This window comes from Bradyrhizobium sp. 18BD (genome assembly GCF_054185225.1).
Genome location: NZ_JAVAYL010000018.1, coordinates 19,668 through 37,758, shown reverse-complemented (window position 1 = coordinate 37,758; position 18,091 = coordinate 19,668). Strand labels below are relative to the sequence as shown.

Genomic DNA, 18,091 nt, shown 5'->3' with positions numbered 1-18,091 from the left:
AAGACGCCATGAGTGCAGGCCTCAACGAAAAGGACTACCTCGCCACCTTGCGCGGGTTGTGGGACAAGGCCTGGCCGAAGGGCATGCCGCACTCGCCGAACTATCTGCACGGCGAAGTTCCGCTGACGGAATATCTGCGCGCCTGGGCGAAGCGCAGCCCCACGCGGCCCGCGGTGATCTTCTACGGCCATGTCACCACCTATGCCGAGCTCGACCAGCAGAGCGACCGCTTTGCCGCGGTGTTGCAGGCGAAGGGTGTACGCAAGGGCGATCGCGTCGCGGTCTTCCTGCCGAACTGCCCGCAATTCCACATCGTGTTCTTCGGCATTTTGAAGCTCGGCGCGGTCCATGTCCCCGTCAGCCCGCTATCGCGCGCGTTCGAGCTGTCCTACGAGCTCAACGACACCAAGGCCGAAGTGATCGTGGCGCTGGACCAGCTCATCCCCGTCGTCGAGCAGGTGAGGGGCGAGGTGAGCCTGCGCGAGATCATCGTCACCAGCTTTGCCGATGTCGTGCCGGCGACGCCCGCATTTCCGACGCCGGACTCGATCCGCGCGCCGCGTATCGCGATCTCCGGCGCGACCGATTTGCTGCCTGCGCTCGCAGCTCAGTCCGCGCCATCGCCGCCGCCGCCCGGCCTCGATGAGGTCGCCGCGCTCAACTATACCGGCGGCACCACCGGCATGCCCAAGGGCTGCGTCCATACCCATCGCGACATGGTCTATACGGCCGCCGCCAATTACGGCATCTCGGTGCTGTCGGACGAGAGCAGCGTGTTCCTGTCGTTCTTTCCGGAGTTCTGGATCGCGGGCGAGAATTTCGGCCTGATCTTCCCGCTGTTCTCCGGCGGGACGCTGATCCTGCTGGCCCGCTGGGACGCCGTCGGCGCGATGGCCGCGATCGACAAGTACAAGGTCACGATCACGGCGATGCCGGTCGACGGCGCGGTCGAGCTGATGGACCATCCGCGCTGGAGCGAGTTCGACCTGTCGTCGCTGAAGCAGGTGCGCGTCGTCTCCTTCGTCAAGAAGCTCAACGCCGACTATCGCAAGCGCTGGAACGATCTCACCGGCACGATCCTGATGGAGGCGGCCTGGGGCATGACCGAGACGCACACCTCCAACACGTTTACGGCGGGCTTCCAGGATGACGATTTCGACCTCAAGAACCAGCCGATCTTCGTCGGCCTGCCGGTCCCCGGCGCCGAGTTCAAGATCACCGATTTCGAGACCGGCGCCTTGCTACCTCTCGGCGCCGAAGGCGAGATCCGCGTGCGGACGCCGTCGCTGCTCAAGAGCTATTGGAACAAGCCGGAGGCGACCGCGGAGTCGCTGATCGACGGCTGGCTGCGCACCGGCGACATCGGCACCATCGACAAGGATGGTTTCCTGCACTTCCTCGGCCGCCGCAAGGAGATGCTGAAGGTCAAGGGCATGAGCGTGTTTCCGCCGGAGATCGAGGCGCTGCTCGGCCAACATCCGAAGGTGCTGGGCTCGGGTGTGGTTGGACGCGACGATCCTGACAAGGGGCAGGTGCCGGTGGCCTATATCCAGCTCAAGCCGGAGGCGGTCGGCACGATTACCGCTGATGATCTGCGCGCTTGGTGTGCCGAGCGCATGGCCGTCTACAAGGTTCCGGAAGTCCGCATCATCGAAGCCCTGCCGCTGACGGCGACGGGCAAGGTGAAGAAGCAGGACCTCAATCCAGATCTTCCTGCTGCCGTTTAGTTGAGAGATACGATGTCGTTCAAAAAGCTCCTGATTGCCAATCGCGGGGAGATCGCCATCCGCATCGCGCGCGCCGCCGCCGACGCCGGCATCGTCACGGTCGCGATCCATCCGGCCGATGACGCGCTGTCGTTGCATGTGCGCGTCGCCGACGACGCCGTTGAAATCCCCGGCCGCGGCGCGCGGGCCTATCTCGACATCGAAGCTGTCGTGAAGGCGGCGAAGGGCGCGGGCTGCTATGCCGCGCATCCAGGTTACGGCTTCCTCAGCGAGAACGCGGCGTTCGCGAAGGCCTGCGCCGATGCGGGCATCACCTTCGTCGGGCCGAAGCCGGCGGCACTGGAGCTGTTCGGTGACAAGGTCGCAGCACGGCAACTGGCAAAGCGCTGCGGCGTGCCGATCATCGCCGGTACAAGCGGGCCGTCGAGCCTGGAGGAGATCACGGCGTTCTTTACCTCGCTCGGCAGCCAAGCGGCGATCGTGATCAAGGCGATGGCCGGCGGCGGCGGCCGCGGCATGCGGGTCGTAGAGAAGGCTGCCGATCTCGCCGAAGCCCATGCGCGCTGCCAGTCCGAGGCCAAGGCGGCGTTCGGCTATGACGGGGTCTATGCCGAGCGGCTGATCCGGCAGGCGCGTCATATCGAGGTGCAGATCATCGGTGACCACCATGGCGCGATCTCCCATCTCTGGGAGCGCGAATGCACCATCCAGCGCCGGCATCAGAAGCTGGTCGAGGTGGCGCCGAGCCCGTCGCTCAGCGAAGCCCTGCGCGGCCGCATCATCGAGGCGGCGAGGCAGCTCGCGGCCGCTGCGTCCTACGACAATCTCGGTACCTTCGAGTTCCTGGTCGACGGCACCGCCGAGGACAGCTTTGCCTTCATCGAGGCCAATCCGCGGCTGCAGGTCGAGCACACCGTGACGGAAGAGGTGCTCGGCCTCGACCTCGTCCGCGCCCAGCTCGCGGTTGCCGCAGGAAGCTCGCTGGCCTCGCTTGGGTTGGCGCAGGGATCGATCCCGAAGCCGCGCGGCTATGCCATGCAGCTCCGCGTCAACATGGAGACGCTGGATGAGACGGGTGCGACGCACCCGACCGGCGGCGTGCTCGCCGTGTTCGAGCCGCCGTCAGGCCCCGGCGTCCGCGTCGATAGTTTTGGCTATGCCGGCTACAAGACCAGCGCGGCGTTCGACTCACTGCTTGCCAAGGTCATCGTGCATACGCCCGGCGAGGCCTGGCATGACGTGGTCGCAAAAGCCTCGCGCGCCCTGCGCGAGTTCCGGATCGATGGCATCGTCACCAACATCGCTTTCCTCCAGGCGGTGCTGGCGCATCCCGATTTCAGGACCAACCGCATCGCGACCGACTTCATCGATCGCAACATCGCCAAGCTGGTCGAGGCGGCCGATGGCGCAGCCAAGCCGCTCTACTTCGCAACGACCGAGCGCAGCGGCGCTCATGGCGCCGAGGCCCATGTCGCGCAAGTCGTGCCCGAAGGTGCGGTGATGGTTGCTGCACCCCTGCAAGGCACCATCGTCACGATCCAGGTGAAGGAAGGCGAGGTCGTGCGGCCGGGCCAGCAGTTGGCCGTGATCGAGTCCATGAAGATGGAGCATCTGGTCATGGCCGAGCAGGGTGGCCGTGTCATGAGGCTCGCCGCCGGCGACGGCGTCACGTTGATGCACGGCGAGCCGATCCTGTATCTCGAGCCGCTCGACGTCGCCGCCGATCACACGGCGGCCGAGGCCGACATCGATCTCGACCATATCCGTCCTGATCTCGCCGAGCTGATCGCGCGCCAGGCCAATACGCTCGATGCGAACCGCCCGGCCTCGGTCGAGCGCCGCCGCAACACCAACCAGCGCACCGCGCGCGAGAACGTCGCCCAGCTCGTCGACGACGGCTCCTTCATGGAGTACGGCAGCCTTGCGATCGCGGCGCAGCGGCGCCGGCGCAAGCTCGACGATCTCATCAAGAACACGCCGGCCGACGGCCTCGTCATGGGTGTCGCCACTGTCAACGCCGAGAAATTCGGCGGCGAGGCCGCGCGCTGCATCGTCGTGGCCTATGACTACACCGTGCTCGCGGGCACGCAGGGCCATATGAACCACAAGAAGATCGACCGCATGCTGACGCTTGCGGAAGACTGGCGCGTGCCGCTGGTGTTTTACGCCGAAGGCGGCGGCGGCCGGCCCGGTGATACCGACCGGCTCGGCATGACCGGCCTCGACGGCCCGTCCTTCGTGCAGTTCGCAAGGCTCTCCGGCCTCGTGCCCGTGATCGGCGTCGTCTCCGGCTATTGCTTCGCCGGCAACGCCGCGATGCTCGGCTGCTGCGACGTCATCATCGCCACCAAGAACGCCTCGATCGGCATGGGCGGCCCCGCGATGATCGAGGGCGGCGGGCTCGGTGTCTATCATCCGGCCGAGGTCGGCCCGGTCTCTTTCCAGTCGCCGAACGGCGTCATCGACATTCTCGTCGAGGACGAAGAGGAGGCGACATCAGTCGCGCAAAAATACCTGTCCTATTTCCAGGGCGCGGTGACGGATTGGGAGGCCGCGGACCAGCGCCTGCTTCGCCGCGCCATCCCCGAAAATCGCCTGCGCGTCTACGACATCCGCAGCGTGATCGATCTCGTCGCCGACAAGGACAGCGTGCTGGAGCTGCGCCGCGACTACGGCGTCGGCATGATCACCGCGCTGATCCGCATCGAAGGCAAGCCGTTCGGCCTGATCGCCAACAATCCGCGCCATCTCGGCGGCGCCATCGATGCCGACGCCGGCGACAAGGCCGCGCGCTTCCTCCAGCTTTGCGATGCCTTCGATCTGCCGATCGTCTCGCTCTGCGATACGCCCGGCTTCATGGTCGGCCCGGAAGCCGAGAAGACCGCGATCGTGCGCCATGTCTCGCGCATGTTCGTCACAGGCGCGAGCCTCACCGTACCGCTGTTCGGCATCGTGCTGCGCAAGGGCTATGGGCTGGGCGCGCAGTCGATGATCGGCGGCGGCTTCCACGCCTCGTTCTTCACCGCGGCCTGGCCGACCGGCGAGTTCGGCGGCATGGGCCTGGAAGGCTATGTCCGTCTCGGCTTCCGCAAGGAGATGGAGGCGATCGCCGATCCCGAGGAGCGCGAGACCTATTACCGCAACAAGGTCGCCGAGCTCTATGCCAACGGCAAGGCAGTCTCGATCGCCTCGGTGTTCGAGATCGACAACGTCATCGACCCCGCCGAGACGCGGCGCTGGATCATGGCGGGCGTGCGCTCGGTGCCGAAGCCGCCGGCGCGAACGGAGAAGAAGCGACCGTGCATCGACACGTGGTGAGCGCAGTGCAGCAATAGCCTGCGTCCCGGTTCCCGATTGACATCCCCGCCCGTGCTGCCAGACTTTGCACAATAATACAGGGTGGAGACGTCCGCGATGGCCAGCCTTTCGGCCTCGAACCATGTCGCCCGTGTCTTGTCCGTCGCCAATCACGTGGCCGACGTCGACGCGGAGTCGCGGATCGCGAACTCCTGGCGCCGCTGCCTGATCAGCCACAAGCTCGATCCCGCCCGCCAGGGCCCGCCGCAGACGCTGACCGAATCCGAGATCCGCCACGTCGCCGAGCCCCTGGAGCAGACGATCCGGCTGCTCACGCCGGAGCTCGACGATCTCGCCCGCGTGCTGCGCGACGCCGGCTACTGCGTCAATCTCGCGGATGCGAACGCGACAATGCTGTTCAGCCGTCTGCCCGGCGAGGCCGATGCGCGGACGTTCATGGACTGGAAGATCTACACCGGCTCGAACTTTGCCGAGGCCTTCGAGGGCACCAACGGTCTGGGGACCTGCCTCGCCGAGCAGAAGCCGATCCTGGTGCATCGTGACGAGCATTTTCGTGCGCAGTGGCACATGTTCTCCTGCGCGGTGGCGCCGCTGTTCGACCAGGCGGGCCGGCTCGCCGGCGCCATCAACATCACCTCCTGCCGCGAGGATCTGGAGCGCGCCGCGCATCAGCTCGCGCTTGCGGTGACGATGGAGGCGACGCGGCGGATGGAGGGCGCGATCTTTCGCAGCCATTTCCGCAACGCCTGGATCGCGACCGTACCGGGAGATGGCGGCAGCGGCCTGCTCGCCTATGACGATGACCGCCGCATCGTCGGCGCCTGCCGCTCGGCCCGTGCGTTGCTCGGCCTCACCGACGGTCTGATCGCCTCGGGCATCGACCTGTCGCGCTACATCAAGTTCGATCATTCGCGCAACGTGGACGAGATTGTCGAGCTGCGTCGCGCCGACGGCAGTCCGTTGGGGCAGAGCCATGTCGCGCCGCCGCTGCGCACGAAATCGCATGCGCCGCGCCGCGATGCGCCGGTCGATCGCTTCGACGCGCTGCACCGGCTTGCCGGCCGCGATCCCGGCCTGGTCAAGAGCGTGAAGCGGCTGCGAAGCATCGGCGACCACAATCTGCCGGTGCTGCTGCATGGCGAGACCGGCGTCGGCAAGGACGTGTTCGCGCGCGCCATTCACGCCGCCAGCAACCGCGCCCGCAACAATTACGTAGCGCTGAACTGTGCGGCGATGCCGGAGAGCCTGATCGACGCCGAGCTGTTCGGCTACGAGGCCGGCGCCTTCACCGGTGCGCGGCGCGACGGCTCGAAGGGCCTGATCGTGCAGGCCGACGGCGGCACGCTGTTTCTGGACGAGATCGGCGACATGCCGATCGCGCTGCAGACGCGTCTGCTGCGCGTGCTGGAGAACCGCGAGGTCTGGCCGCTCGGCGCGCTCAAGCCGGTGCCCGTGGATATCCGCCTGATCAGCGCCACCCATCGCGACCTCGGCCGCATGGCCGAGGAGGGCGCTTTCCGCGCCGACCTTTATTTCCGCCTGCGCGGCATGGAGGTGAGGCTGCCGGCGCTGCGTGAGCGCGCTGATCGGGACGACATCATCCGCCAGATCGCGCGCGAGGAGGCACCGAATTGCCGCCTGTCGGACGAGGCCTGGGCGCTGCTCTCGGGCTATTCCTACCCCGGCAACATGCGCCAGCTCCGTCATGTGCTGCGGCTCGCCGGCTGCACGGCGGAGGGTGGTTTGATCACGGATGCGGATCTGGATCTGCCGCCGTTCGGCGGGCGGACGACGGAGCCTGATCTCGAGGCGGCCGAGCGCGCGACGATCGTGGAAGCGCTCCGCAAGCACGGTGGCCGCGTCACCGAAGCGGCGCGCGCGCTGAAACTCAGCCGCGCGACGCTGTATCGGAAGATCAAGCTGCTGAAGATCGAGACGGCGCAGTAACGCTCGCTGCATGCGGCGCGCGTTCTTCCCCTCTCCCCTTGTGGGAGAGGGTGGCTCGCCGCGAAGCGGCGAGACGGGTGAGGGGTATCTCTCCGCGAGCACCTGCGCGCAGTTGAATTCGCTGAGGCAACCCCTCATCCGGCGCTTCGCGCCACCTTCTCCCGCAAGGGGAGAAGGAAAGGCACCGAGCCTCTGGCGCGCCTTACGAAAAATCCGTCCAGCTCAGGTGTCGTGAATCGAGGTCGCCGACTGAAACAGTCTCGCGGATTTCCTGCGGCGTATGGAAGCTACTGCGCAAGTAAACCAGCGGCGCCGCCGTGGCCGAATGCGATACGCTGCGGACTTCGCCGACGAAGATCGAATGCGTCTTCGTCTCGAACTCCTGTGCCACTATGCAGTCGAAGGCTGCGACCGCATCGGTCAGCACCGGCGCGCCGGTGACGCCGCGCGTCCATTGGCCGAATGCAAAGCGGTCGTCGCCGTTGACGCCCTTCTGGCCGCTGAAGGTCAGCGCCAGCAGGGCGTGATCCTCGTGCAGGAAGTTGATCGCAAACGCGCCTTCCTCGCGGATACGCACGTGTGCGCTGGCGTTGCGGTTGACGCAGACGATGAGAGACGGCGGTGAATCCGACAGCGAGCAGGCCGACGTTACCGTGAGGCCCGTGCGCTTGCCGTGCTCGGCGCCGACCGTGACCAGCGCGACTGCGCCGGCGCATTGGCGCATCGCCTGCTTGAAGTCCTTCGCGTCGAGAGGATGGGCGTCGACCGTCACGCGGAAATCTCCGAAATAGAGGCGGGTGCGGCAGGTTCGCGCCGCACCCGCATTCGGTCAAGCCGCCTTCTTCGCGGAGCCGAGATGCTTCAGGCGCGGCATCACCTCGTTGGCGAGCAGCGAGAGCGAGTGATGCCAGGCCTCGGCCTTGTGCTTGTAGTCGAAGCCGAACACCAGCAGCACGCCGAAGCCGCCGACCTCGTCGTAGATCTTCTCGATCTTCTCGGCGACGGTCGCGGGCGAGCCGACGATCCAGTTCCGCCTGGCGCAATATTCGACGGTGACGTCGCTGTCGGGCACGTCAGGAGCGTGCTTCAGATAATCCTTGAAGCCGAAATGGCCGAGCAGCGGCAGGAAGTACTCGCTCATCATCCGGCCCATCATGTCGCCGGTCGAGAGCCTCCAGGCCTCCTCGTCGGTATCGGCGACGAACACCTCGCGCACCAGCCGCCAGTCCTGGCGGTTCGGCTTGCGGCCGGTCTTCGCAGCGCCGATCTCCACCGAATCCCAATGGCTGCCGACATAGGCCGGGTTGAGGTTGAGGCTCATCGGGATGAAGCCGCGCTCGCCGGCGAGCTTGAGCGTGTCCGAGTTCTTCGACAGCCCGGCAACGCCGATCGGCGGATGCGGCGCCTGCAGCGGCTTGATGTGGGGCTTGAGGAAGTCGAACATCGTGTCCGGCTTGGTCACCGTCCAGAACTTGCCCTTGTGGGTGAAAGGGGCAGGTTCAGTCCACAGCTTGAGGATGATCTCCAGCGCCTCGCGGGTCATGTCGCGGTTCTGCCCGCTCATGCCGTCGACGTTGAACATCGCCCAGTCGCTCGGCAGGCCCGAGGCCGCGACGCCGAAATTGAGCCGGCCTTCGGAGAGATGGTCGAGCATCGCGACGCGGTTGGCGAGCTCGGCCGGATGGTGATAGGGCAGCAGGAAGCCGCCCGGCCCGATGCGGATCCGCTTGGTCTGCATCAGGGCCTGCGCGATCAGAAGGTCCGGCGTGGGATTGGGTTCCCAAGGCGCGGTGTGGTGCTCGCCGACCCAGGCCTCCTGATAGCCGAGCTCGTCGAGCCAGCGCATGACCTGCAGGTCCCAGTCGTTTCCTTCCTTCAGGCCGCACTCCGGCGGATGCGAAGGCATCGTGAAATAGCCGATCTCCATTGGTTTCCTCTCCACAATTGACGCGTCTTGTTGCGCGGTTCACGGATGTGAGTGGGATAGCTTCAGCAAGCGGTGTGCCAGCGCGCCTCGCACCCCTGACCCCGCGATAAAACGCTGGTTTGCGGCCGCAATCCCCGATATCCCGGGGCAGCTTTGCCGGACGTCGTCTCATTGTCGCGAGACGGCGTCTTGCCCATGAGACGAAGGATACGCGTGACGATGACCGAACCCGCCTATGTCGCGGTGGACTGGGGCACCTCGAGTTTTCGCCTCTGGCTGGTCGACCGCGCCGGCAAGGTACTGGCCGAGCGCCGCAGCGGCGAGGGCATGCTGGCGGCGGCGAAGGCCGGATTTTCCGGCGTGCTGCAGTCGCATCTTGCCGCTGTCGAAGCCCCCGCTGATCTGCCCGCTCTCGTCTGCGGCATGGCCGGGGCCAAGACCGGCTGGGTCGAGGCCGGCTATGTCGACACGCCGGCGCCGCTCGCCGCCATCCTGAAGCAGGCCGTGCGCGTGCCGGGCGAGGCGCGCGACATCCGCATCCTGCCGGGCATCGCGCAGCGCGAGGTAGCCGCGCCTGACGTGATGCGCGGCGAGGAGACGCAATTGCTCGGCGCGGTTGGTCTTGATGCAGCGGGCGAAGCATTGGTCTGCATGCCCGGCACGCATTCGAAATGGGTGCGCGTGAAGGACGGCACGGTCGCGCACTTCTCCACCTTCATGACCGGCGAGCTCTTCAGCGTGGTCTCGCGCGAGACGATTTTGTCGCTCGCGGTTGCCGGTGCGGACGAGGCCGAAGATATCGCAAGCTTCAAGGCGGCGGTGAAATCCGCCTTTGATGCGCCGGCCTTCGCGGCCAATCTTCTGTTCACGGCGCGGTCGCGGCAGCTGCTGTTCGGCGGCACGCCGGCCGCGGCGCGCGAGACGCTGTCGGGCACGCTGATCGGCACCGAGCTGGCCGCAGGACTCTCCGGCAGCGCGCCGAAGGCCGTCATCACGCTGATTGCGTCGGGCCGGCTGGCCGCGCTGTACCGGCACGCTTTCGACGCATTGGCGGTGACCGTGCAGCCGATCGATGCGGACGATGCGGTTCGTCGCGGCCTGTCGATGGCGGCTGCGGCGATCTGGACGAAATAGAAGGATCTTTGAGATGAGCGTTCCCTTTCCGCCGATGCAGCGCCCGCTGGTCGCGATCCTCCGTGGCGTCAAGCCGGAGGAGACCGAGGCGATCGTCAGCGTGCTGATCGAAGCCGGCATGACCGCGATCGAGATTCCCCTGAACTCGCCCGATCCGTTCCGCTCGATCGCCACCGCCGCAAAGCTCGCGCCTTCAGGCGTGCTGATCGGCGCCGGCACGGTGCTGACGGCCGCGGACGTCGATCGTCTCGACGATGCCGGCGGCAGGCTGATGGTGTCGCCGAATGTCGACACGGACGTGCTGGCGCGCGCGCATCAGCACGCCATGGTGACGTTGCCGGGCGTGTTCTCGCCGACCGAAGCGCTGCTCGCGGCGCGCTCCGGCGCATCGGGCCTGAAGTTCTTTCCGGCGAGCGTGCTGGGTGCCTCCGGCATCGCCGCGATTCGCGCCGTGCTGCCGGCAGGCATCATGATCGCCGCGGTCGGCGGCGTCTCCGATCAGAATTTTGCCGAATACATCAAGGGCGGCGTCACCGCGTTCGGGCTCGGCTCCAGCCTCTACAAGCCCGGCATGTCCGCCGCCGATGTCGCTGCGCGCGCGAAAGTGACCATCACGGCCTATGATCGGGCGATTGTGAAAGGCTGAACCGGCAATAAACAAGCCGTGATGCCGTCACGGTCGCGCATTATCCTATCTTGCTGCTACCGGTGAGATCAGGAGACCGACATGGCAATCAACAACGTGGCCGATTTGTTCGTGGCAACGCTCGAACAGGCCGGCGTCAAGCGCATCTACGGCATCGTCGGCGACAGCCTGAACGCCCTCACCGAGGCGCTGCGCCGCCGCGGCACCATCGAGTGGATCCACGTCCGGCACGAGGAGGTCGCGGCGTTCGCGGCCGCCGGCGAAGCCGAGATGACGGGGAGCCTCGCAGTCTGCGCGGGCTCCTGCGGTCCCGGCAATCTGCATCTGATCAACGGCCTGTTTGACGCGCATCGCAGCCGCGTCCCCGTGCTGGCGATCGCGGCGCAGATTCCGACCGCCGAGATCGGCGGCGGCTATTTCCAGGAAACCCATCCGCAAAACCTCTTCCGCGAGTGCAGCCATTATTGCGAGCTGGTCTCGGATTCGAGCCAGCTTCCCTTCGTGCTGGAGAATGCGATTCGCGCCGCGGTCGGCCTGCGCGGCGTCGCCGTGGTCGCGATGCCCGGCGACGTCGCGTTCCGCGCGCCGCCGAAGCGCGCGTTGTCGACGACGCGAGGGCTCTCGCTTGCAGCGCCAAAGGTCGTGCCGCAGGCCGACGAGCTGAAGGCGCTGGCGGACCTCCTCAACGGCGCCGAGCGCATCACGCTGTTCTGTGGCCGCGGCTGTGCCGGCGCGCATGCGCCGCTGATGCAGCTCGCTGAAAGCCTCAAGAGCCCGATCGTGCACGCGCTCGGGGGCAAGGAGCATGTCGAATACGACAACCCTTACGATGTCGGCATGACCGGCTTCATCGGCTTCTCCTCGGGCTACGCTGCGATGCATGCCTGCGACGCGCTGGTGATGCTCGGGACCGATTTTCCCTACAAGCAGTTCTTCCCTGATGATGCGAAGGTCGTACAGATCGACATCCGCCCGGAAAATCTCGGCCGCCGCTGCAAGATCGATCTCGGTCTCGTCGGCGACGTCAAGCTGACGATCGAAGCGTTGCTGCCACTGCTCAAGCCCAAGACGCAGCGCAAGCATCTCGACGACGCCATCGCGCATTACAAGAAGGCGCGCGAAGGCCTCGACTCCCTAGCCAAGGGCACGCCTGGCAGCAAGCCGATCCATCCGCAATATCTGGCAAGGGTCATCAGCGACCACGCCTCTGAAGACGCAGTGTTCACCGCCGATGTCGGCACGCCCACCGTGTGGGCCGCGCGCTATCTCAACATGAACGGCCGCCGCCGGCTGATCGGTTCCTTCGTGCACGGCTCGATGGCCAATGCGATGCCGCAGGCGATCGGCGCGCAGGCCGCGCAGCCCGGCCGTCAGGTCATTTCCCTGTCGGGCGACGGCGGCTTCACCATGCTGATGGGCGATCTGATCACGCTGACACAGATGAAGCTGCCGGTGAAGGTCGTCGTCTTCAACAATGGCGTGCTCGGCTTCGTCGCGCTGGAGATGAAGGCCGCGGGCTTCGTCGACACCAATGTCGATCTGGAGAATCCAGATTTCGCCGCGATGGCGCGCGCCATGGGCATCTTCGCCAGGCGCGTCGAGGATCCCGGCGAGCTGCCGGGCGCGATGAAGGAGATGCTGGCCCATAACGGCCCGGCGCTGCTCGACGTCGTCACGGCCAAGCAGGAGCTGTCGATGCCGCCGACCATTACGGCCGAACAAGTCAAGGGTTTTAGCCTGTGGGTGTTGCGCGCGGTGATGAGTGGCCGTGGCGACGAGGTTATCGACCTCGCAAAGACGAACCTGCTGTCGCGCTAGCCGCGCTTCACCGATGGCGCGGGCAACTGCTCGTGGCGGCGCTGGAAGCGCTGCCAGTGCAACACGATGCCGATCAGCACGGCCGGCACGAAGCCGAGCGCGATCAGGAAATACGGCAGCTCCTTCGGCGAGATGAAGGCGATGGCGATGTCCGAGATCAGCCAGAGAGCGGCGAAGATCACCGCGAAATCCGTACGCGGGCAGCGCAGATAGTAGAAGATCGCGGTGATGACGATGGCGGGGCCGATGGCGATGGCGATCATCACCGCCGTCAGCTCCTTCGGCGTCAAGGCGTCGAGCACCATCGACGCCAGCAGCCAGATGGCGGCGAACATGGCGACGATGTCGATCGGATGCCGCAACCCAATACCTCTCGCAGGGAACGCGCTATCGTTGTGGTTCCAAACCCCGGCCGTCAAGTAAAATACGCCTATTCCTCGTCATTTCCAGGCGTCGGACGCAGCATGAAATGGCCGAAGGCGGTGGCGATCGGTTTGTCCGAATCATCCTGCCAGGCGCGCGCCTCGAAGGCGACGATGCGGCGGCCCTGCTTCACGATCGAGACGTTGGCGAAGGTATCGAGCGCACGCCCCGAGCGGAGATAGTTGACAGTGAGTCCGATCGGCTTGGGCGGCGCGGCCGCGCCGAGCTCGCGCGCCACCCCGATGATGGCGGTCGTCTCCAGGAACGCGCCGGTCATGCCGCCATGGATCGCGGGCAGGATCGGATTGCCGATGATTTTCGGCGAGAACGGCATCGTCGTCGTGCCGTCCGCATTGACGCGGATGCCGAGACAGCGCGCGAACGGGCTGCTCGCAAACTGTCCGTCGGGATCGTCGGGCGCCTCCAGCATCGGGATGCTGCGCGCATCCATCCTGCGGTCGGCCAGCATGTTGGTGCGATTGGCGCCGATCATGAAGCAGGCGGTCGCGGTCGCGACCGGATCGTCCTCGGACTCCTGATAGGCCGTCGAGCGCACGAAGGCGATCGAGCGCGTGGTGCGGTAGCAGACCGAATGCGCCTTGATGTCGAGGCCCGGGGTCGCCGGCTTCTGATAGTCGATGCGCAAATCCAGGGTTGCGATCGCGCGCGTGCCGTCGAGCGCAAGTTGCACCGCCATGCCGCAGCTCTCGTCCAGCATCGCGGTGACGACGCCGCCATGCAGCACGCCGGTCTCGGTGTCGCCGACGAAGACGGGACGGTAGGGCAGGCTGGACCAGGCCTCGCCGGGCGCGAAGCGGTCGAGCTGCAGCCCGCTGATATGGCCGTAATCGGAACGGCGGCCCTTGATCGCCTCGGCGAGTTCCTCGAACGGGAGCGTGGTCGGTGGCGTGGACATGACAACGTTCTAGACCAGTGTTGGGCGCCGCGCAAAACCCCGCATGCATCGCCGCACGGGCGCCCTGCACGGCCGGTTTGGCCTCGACAGGGCCGGCCGAAGCAACGATGGTGGGCGTTCGTCCAATACCCCAAGGAGTATCCCATGGCTGACCCCGAAACGCCCGCCACCAACCCGGGGCCCGTCACCATTTCCAGCTCGAGCTCGGAGCGGGCACCGATCATCTATTTCGACGGCGCATCCTGCTTCGGCCACCACAACGGCGCGATCCAGATCGAGCTTGCCGCCAACCTGCTGATGCCGGTCGGCGCCGCCGTCAGGGTCGACGTGGTCCAGACCGCGCATCTGCGCTGCAGCGTGCCCGCCGCGCTGGCGCTGCGCGAAGCGCTCGACAAGGCGCTCGCGATGTACAAGCAGGGCCAGCAGCAACCGGCGGAGGACATCCCGGCGGTGAAGAACTGAGGCTGCACGGCGGTTTCAGAGTGGTGCAGCTACTACCGTTGATCGTCCCGCCGCGCTAATCTCCTCGGAGCACCGCGGAGGCTCCGATGCCGGATGCAGAACCGAGATCTGTCGCCCCGTTTTGGGTGACATCGCCATTGTTGCTGGCCCTTGTGGGGCTGGTCGGAACGGGCGTCGGCGCGGTCTTGCAGGGCTTCTGGAACACGCGGCTCGAACGCGAGAAATTCGAGTTCTCGCTGATCGAGAAAGCGCTTGCCGTGGCCGACAAGAAAGAGGCCGCGCAGAATCTCAAATTTCTGGTGGACGCGGGATTGATCAACCAGTTCAGCGCGGAGAAAATTTCCGCGCTGGCTCAGAATCCGCAGGCGTTGCCCGACTTCGCCGCGCCGCGCGACGTGATCCCTCCAAAGCTTGGCAAGACTGCCTTGTCGCGCCTGGGCACTTACAAGGGCGCGATCGATGACGACGCCGCCGGCGGCGGCTATCGCAGAGCGATCGCGGATTTCCAGGTCGGGCAGGGCCTTCTTGGTGATGGGATCATTGGACCCATCACCTTCGACCGGATCAAGAGCGAATATACGAAGGCTGCGGGTACCTGGCCGCCGGACGATGCGGCCAAGCCAAAACCATGAGCGGGTCTCCGCTCATCCGTTCACGACATGCACCTTCGGCTTCTTGCCGCCGTTCCACTTGCCATCGAGCGCGCGCTCGATCTGGGCGGCGAGTTGCAGCAGCAGGCCGTCATTGGCCTGCTTGGCGATCGCCTGGATGCCGAGCGGCAGGCCGTGATCCTGGCTTGCCATCGGCATCGAGATCGCCGGCATGCCGCAGAGGTTGGCGAGCGGCGTGAAGGCGAAGAAGCGCCAGAGATTGCCGAACCAGTCGAGCACATCAGGGTTGTCGGAGATGGTGAGGTATTCCTTGGTGCCGACCTTGGGCGTCGGCAGCGCCGTGATCGGCGTCAGGATCACGTCCCACTGCTCGAAGAAGCTGCCGAAGCCGCGCGAGGTCGTGTTGAACACCGCCTGCATCCTGGCCCGGTCGGCGAAGCTGGTGTGAAGTCCAGCTTCCCAGATGCGGATGTTCATCGGCTCGACGAGATCCTCCGGCGGACGCTCCAGCCCGCGCGCGGCCAGCATGTTGGAGATCACGACCGAAAAGTTCGAGATGTAGCAGGTGGTCTGCGCCGCGAACGCGGCGCGGAAGTCGAGCTCCGGCAGCGCGTAGTCGACGTGATGACCGAGGCCTTCGAGGAAGCGGCCGGTCTTCTCCAGCTCGGCTGCGATCTCCGGCGTCGCGGTGTAGTCGCCCCAGGTGTGGGACAGCGCGATGCGGAGTTTTGACGGATCGCGCTTGATCATCTCCGAATAGGGCTGCGCGGTGGTCCAGAACGGCATGAACTCGCCGGGCGCGGGCCCGCGGGCGTGATCGACGAAGGCGGCGGTGTCGCGCACCGAGCGCGACTGGCAGCCCTGGATCGAGACGAGGCCGGTGAGGTCGGACATGTGCGGCGCCAGCGAGAACACGCCGCGCGAGACCTTCAGGCCGATGTTGCCGTTGACGCCGGCGGGAATGCGGATCGAGCCGCCGCCGTCGGTCGCATGCGCGATCGGCACCACGCCGGCTGCGACCATCGCCGCGCTGCCGGCCGAGGAACCGCAGGTGGTGTAGTCGGTATTCCAGGGATTGCGGGTGACATAGACCGCCGGATTGTCGGCCGAGCTGCACACGCCGAACTCCGGCGTCGTGGTGCGTCCGATCAAATTGAGCCCCGCCTGGCGGAATTTGCCGGTGAGGAACGTGTCGGCCGCGGCGCGATTACCGCGCATCAGCAGCGAGCCCATCTCCTGTAGCCGGCCTTTCATGGTCGGCCCCAGATCCTTCATCAGGAAGGGCAGGCCGGCGAACGGACCGGCGAGGTTGGCGCCATCCTTGGCGGGATCGGCGATCACGTCCTCGAACAGCTCGACCACGCCCGACAGCGTTGGATTGACCTTGGCCACGGCGGCTGCGGCCTGACGTGCCAATTCCTTTGCCGACAGCTCACCCTTGCGGACGCGTGCCGCAAGGCCGACGCCATCGTGCTGCGTCCATTCGTTCCAGCTCATCGGCAAAGTCATGAAGTCAAATCCCCTTGGGTAGCAGCGCCACCTTTTTCGCAAGGGCCCGCATGAATCAACTGAGCCGGCACGAAGGGCAGGGTTGCGCCGGGCGGAGAGGTCGCGGCGTCCTTAAGACAGGCGCGCGATCACTGCAACCGGCCCGCCGCCGGCGGGGCCCTGGTGCTCGGCGCCGCCGGAGATGTAGACCGCACTGGTGCCGGCCAGGCCGGCGATGAGGCCGCCGACCGCCGCACGGGCATGGCGTGTCGAGCTGATATCGGTGTCTTCAAGCATGGTGTGGCGACAGCCGCGCACGCTGCCGTCGGGCGAGGCCTCGGCCTTGGCGAAGATGTTGACGAGCTCGCGGCCCGTGGCGGCTTGCGGTGCGATGTTAAGGCCGACGCTGTTCAGCGCCGCCACCACCGCGGGGGCATCGATGGCGTCGTTCATCACGGCATGCCCGATCTCGAATTCGCTCGCGGATGTCTCCGAATTGCCGAGCACGATGACGACGTTGTGCATCAGCTCGATCCCTGATGAGGTGGAGGCCACCTTCGAGAACAGATCGTAGCGGTGCAGCACGTCCTGGTCGCGCAGATCGGGAGAGATCTCGCCGAGCGCGACTGCAACCCCGAGCGCGGAGGCGCCGCGCGAATAGGCCATCGAGCTGTAGGAGCTTGTCGTCGCCGTCTTGTTGCCGCGCGCGTTCGCGGCCTCGACACGTTCGCTGGTGAGTAGCGGGCACTTGATCTGGACGAAATGGACGTCAGCGGGATCGGTGATGCCGGCATCCGTCATCGCGGCCTGCACGGCTTTCGCCGTCTCCGTGATCTGCGCGGTGCGGCCGAGCTCTTCAGGCAGGAAATCGCGGGTGTGGGCCATGCCGATACTCAGCCGCTTGCCCGACATGCCGGCCGGTCGCTCGGCCTCGCGGCGCGTGAACACAGTGATGTGCGGGCTGAGCACGCCTTCGGTGCCGCCGGACATCACGAAGGCGATGCGCTGCTCGACCGCCTCCGGCGACAGGCCGAGCTTCGGCGCCAGCGCCGTGCACAGCGCAGCGACGGCATACTCGCGTGTAAAATCGTTGACGCCGCCATTGCCCTCGGTCTTGCCGAGGATGGCCAGGATGGATGCCGGATCGATCGCGCCTGAAACGATCAGGGCCATGAGGCCGGAGACGTCGCCGGGGCCCTTGGTGGCGATCTTGAACACGCCGACCGATGTGGTGCGCATGAAGTGTCCTTGTAGGGCGTTCGGTAGTCCGGCAGGCCCACCAGCCGTGGAACGGGGGTGGATGTCAAGGTTCGAACGGTCCGTAGCCCGGATGGAGCGAAGCGCAATCCGGGATTTGTCTCCGCGGCCACAGGGGTCCCGGATTACGCTGCGCTCCATCCGGGCTACGAGAGCTTGCGTTGCCCGTCGGGCAAAACACCCAACCGCCGGGTCAATCGTCACCGTCAAAATATTCGCCTTTACAGAAATTCGGCTTTGTCGCATTCTCCCGCCACCTCACCCCTGTCAGAGGGGCGTATCGCGATCGTCACGAACGCGGGGTGAGCCGTGGTGGACGCAGGACCACACCGGCGCGACGGGCATCGCAGGGCGGGCAACCGTGAGCGAGGACCATCGCGCATACGACCGGTGGGTTCTGCGTACGGTAAAACCGTG

14 protein-coding genes are annotated in these 18,091 nt (G+C 66.2%); 8 read left to right on the top strand and 6 right to left on the bottom strand.

What is annotated here, in order from left to right; translation table 11 throughout:
• The first annotated feature begins 8 nt into the window (after positions 1-8).
• From RAD16_RS28590 to RAD16_RS28580, 3 genes are all read left to right on the top strand, one after another.
• Complete coding sequence (locus tag RAD16_RS28590) at positions 9-1,727, top strand: AMP-binding protein (RefSeq protein ID WP_458161170.1); 1,719 nt, start codon at positions 9-11, stop codon at positions 1,725-1,727.
• Between the two features lie 12 nt (positions 1,728-1,739).
• Entirely contained in the window at positions 1,740-5,045 is a 3,306-nt protein-coding gene (locus RAD16_RS28585) for a carboxyl transferase domain-containing protein (RefSeq protein ID WP_458161169.1), read from the top strand.
• Positions 5,046-5,141: 96 nt separating this feature from the next.
• Positions 5,142-6,992: a sigma-54-dependent Fis family transcriptional regulator gene (locus RAD16_RS28580; RefSeq protein ID WP_458161168.1), complete on the top strand. Its 1,851-nt coding sequence runs from the start codon at positions 5,142-5,144 to the stop codon at positions 6,990-6,992.
• A gap of 202 nt (positions 6,993-7,194) precedes the next feature.
• On the opposite strand, the gene RAD16_RS28575 is transcribed toward RAD16_RS28580, so the two are convergent.
• Together RAD16_RS28575 and RAD16_RS28570 are read right to left on the bottom strand one after the other, a co-directional pair.
• Positions 7,195-7,764: a flavin reductase family protein gene (locus tag RAD16_RS28575; protein ID WP_458161167.1), complete on the bottom strand. Its 570-nt coding sequence runs from the start codon at positions 7,762-7,764 to the stop codon at positions 7,195-7,197.
• A gap of 57 nt (positions 7,765-7,821) precedes the next feature.
• The gene (locus RAD16_RS28570) at positions 7,822-8,919 is read right to left on the bottom strand and encodes an LLM class flavin-dependent oxidoreductase (RefSeq protein WP_458161166.1); all 1,098 of its coding nucleotides are present in this window, start codon (positions 8,917-8,919) and stop codon (positions 7,822-7,824) included.
• Positions 8,920-9,138: 219 nt separating this feature from the next.
• On the opposite strand from RAD16_RS28570, the gene RAD16_RS28565 reads away from it, so the two are divergent.
• From RAD16_RS28565 to poxB, 3 genes are all read left to right on the top strand, one after another.
• A complete protein-coding gene (locus tag RAD16_RS28565; protein ID WP_458161165.1) occupies positions 9,139-10,053 on the top strand; it encodes a 2-dehydro-3-deoxygalactonokinase in 915 nt (304 codons plus the stop codon).
• 13 nt (positions 10,054-10,066) lie between these two features.
• Positions 10,067-10,699 (top strand): 2-dehydro-3-deoxy-6-phosphogalactonate aldolase, encoded by a 633-nt coding sequence (locus tag RAD16_RS28560; RefSeq protein ID WP_458161164.1) that lies wholly within the window; start codon positions 10,067-10,069, stop codon positions 10,697-10,699.
• Between the two features lie 81 nt (positions 10,700-10,780).
• A complete protein-coding gene (poxB, locus tag RAD16_RS28555; RefSeq protein WP_458161162.1) occupies positions 10,781-12,517 on the top strand; it encodes a ubiquinone-dependent pyruvate dehydrogenase in 1,737 nt (578 codons plus the stop codon).
• Here poxB and RAD16_RS28550 read toward each other — a convergent pair.
• The gene (locus tag RAD16_RS28550; protein WP_458161161.1) at positions 12,514-12,879 is read right to left on the bottom strand and encodes a hypothetical protein; all 366 of its coding nucleotides are present in this window, start codon (positions 12,877-12,879) and stop codon (positions 12,514-12,516) included. The two genes, poxB and RAD16_RS28550, sit on opposite strands and share 4 nt — an antisense overlap.
• A 68-nt stretch (positions 12,880-12,947) precedes the next feature.
• Positions 12,948-13,856 carry a PaaI family thioesterase gene (locus RAD16_RS28545; protein WP_458161159.1) on the bottom strand — a complete coding sequence of 303 codons (909 nt, stop codon included), beginning with the start codon at positions 13,854-13,856 and terminating at the stop codon, positions 12,948-12,950.
• Positions 13,857-14,000: 144 nt separating this feature from the next.
• Here RAD16_RS28545 and RAD16_RS28540 point away from each other — a divergent pair, with 144 nt between their 5' ends.
• Positions 14,001-14,318 (top strand): hypothetical protein, encoded by a 318-nt coding sequence (locus RAD16_RS28540; RefSeq protein WP_458161158.1) that lies wholly within the window; start codon positions 14,001-14,003, stop codon positions 14,316-14,318.
• A gap of 86 nt (positions 14,319-14,404) precedes the next feature.
• Positions 14,405-14,950: a peptidoglycan-binding domain-containing protein gene (locus RAD16_RS28535; RefSeq protein WP_458161157.1), complete on the top strand. Its 546-nt coding sequence runs from the start codon at positions 14,405-14,407 to the stop codon at positions 14,948-14,950.
• A gap of 12 nt (positions 14,951-14,962) precedes the next feature.
• Here RAD16_RS28535 and RAD16_RS28530 read toward each other — a convergent pair whose 3' ends face one another.
• Positions 14,963-16,438 (bottom strand): amidase, encoded by a 1,476-nt coding sequence (locus RAD16_RS28530; RefSeq protein WP_458161156.1) that lies wholly within the window; start codon positions 16,436-16,438, stop codon positions 14,963-14,965.
• Between the two features lie 111 nt (positions 16,439-16,549).
• Positions 16,550-17,656, bottom strand: coding sequence for a cyanuric acid amidohydrolase (gene atzD / locus RAD16_RS28525; RefSeq protein ID WP_458161155.1), 1,107 nt, complete (start codon positions 17,654-17,656; stop codon positions 16,550-16,552).
• Positions 17,657-18,091 lie beyond the last annotated feature (435 nt).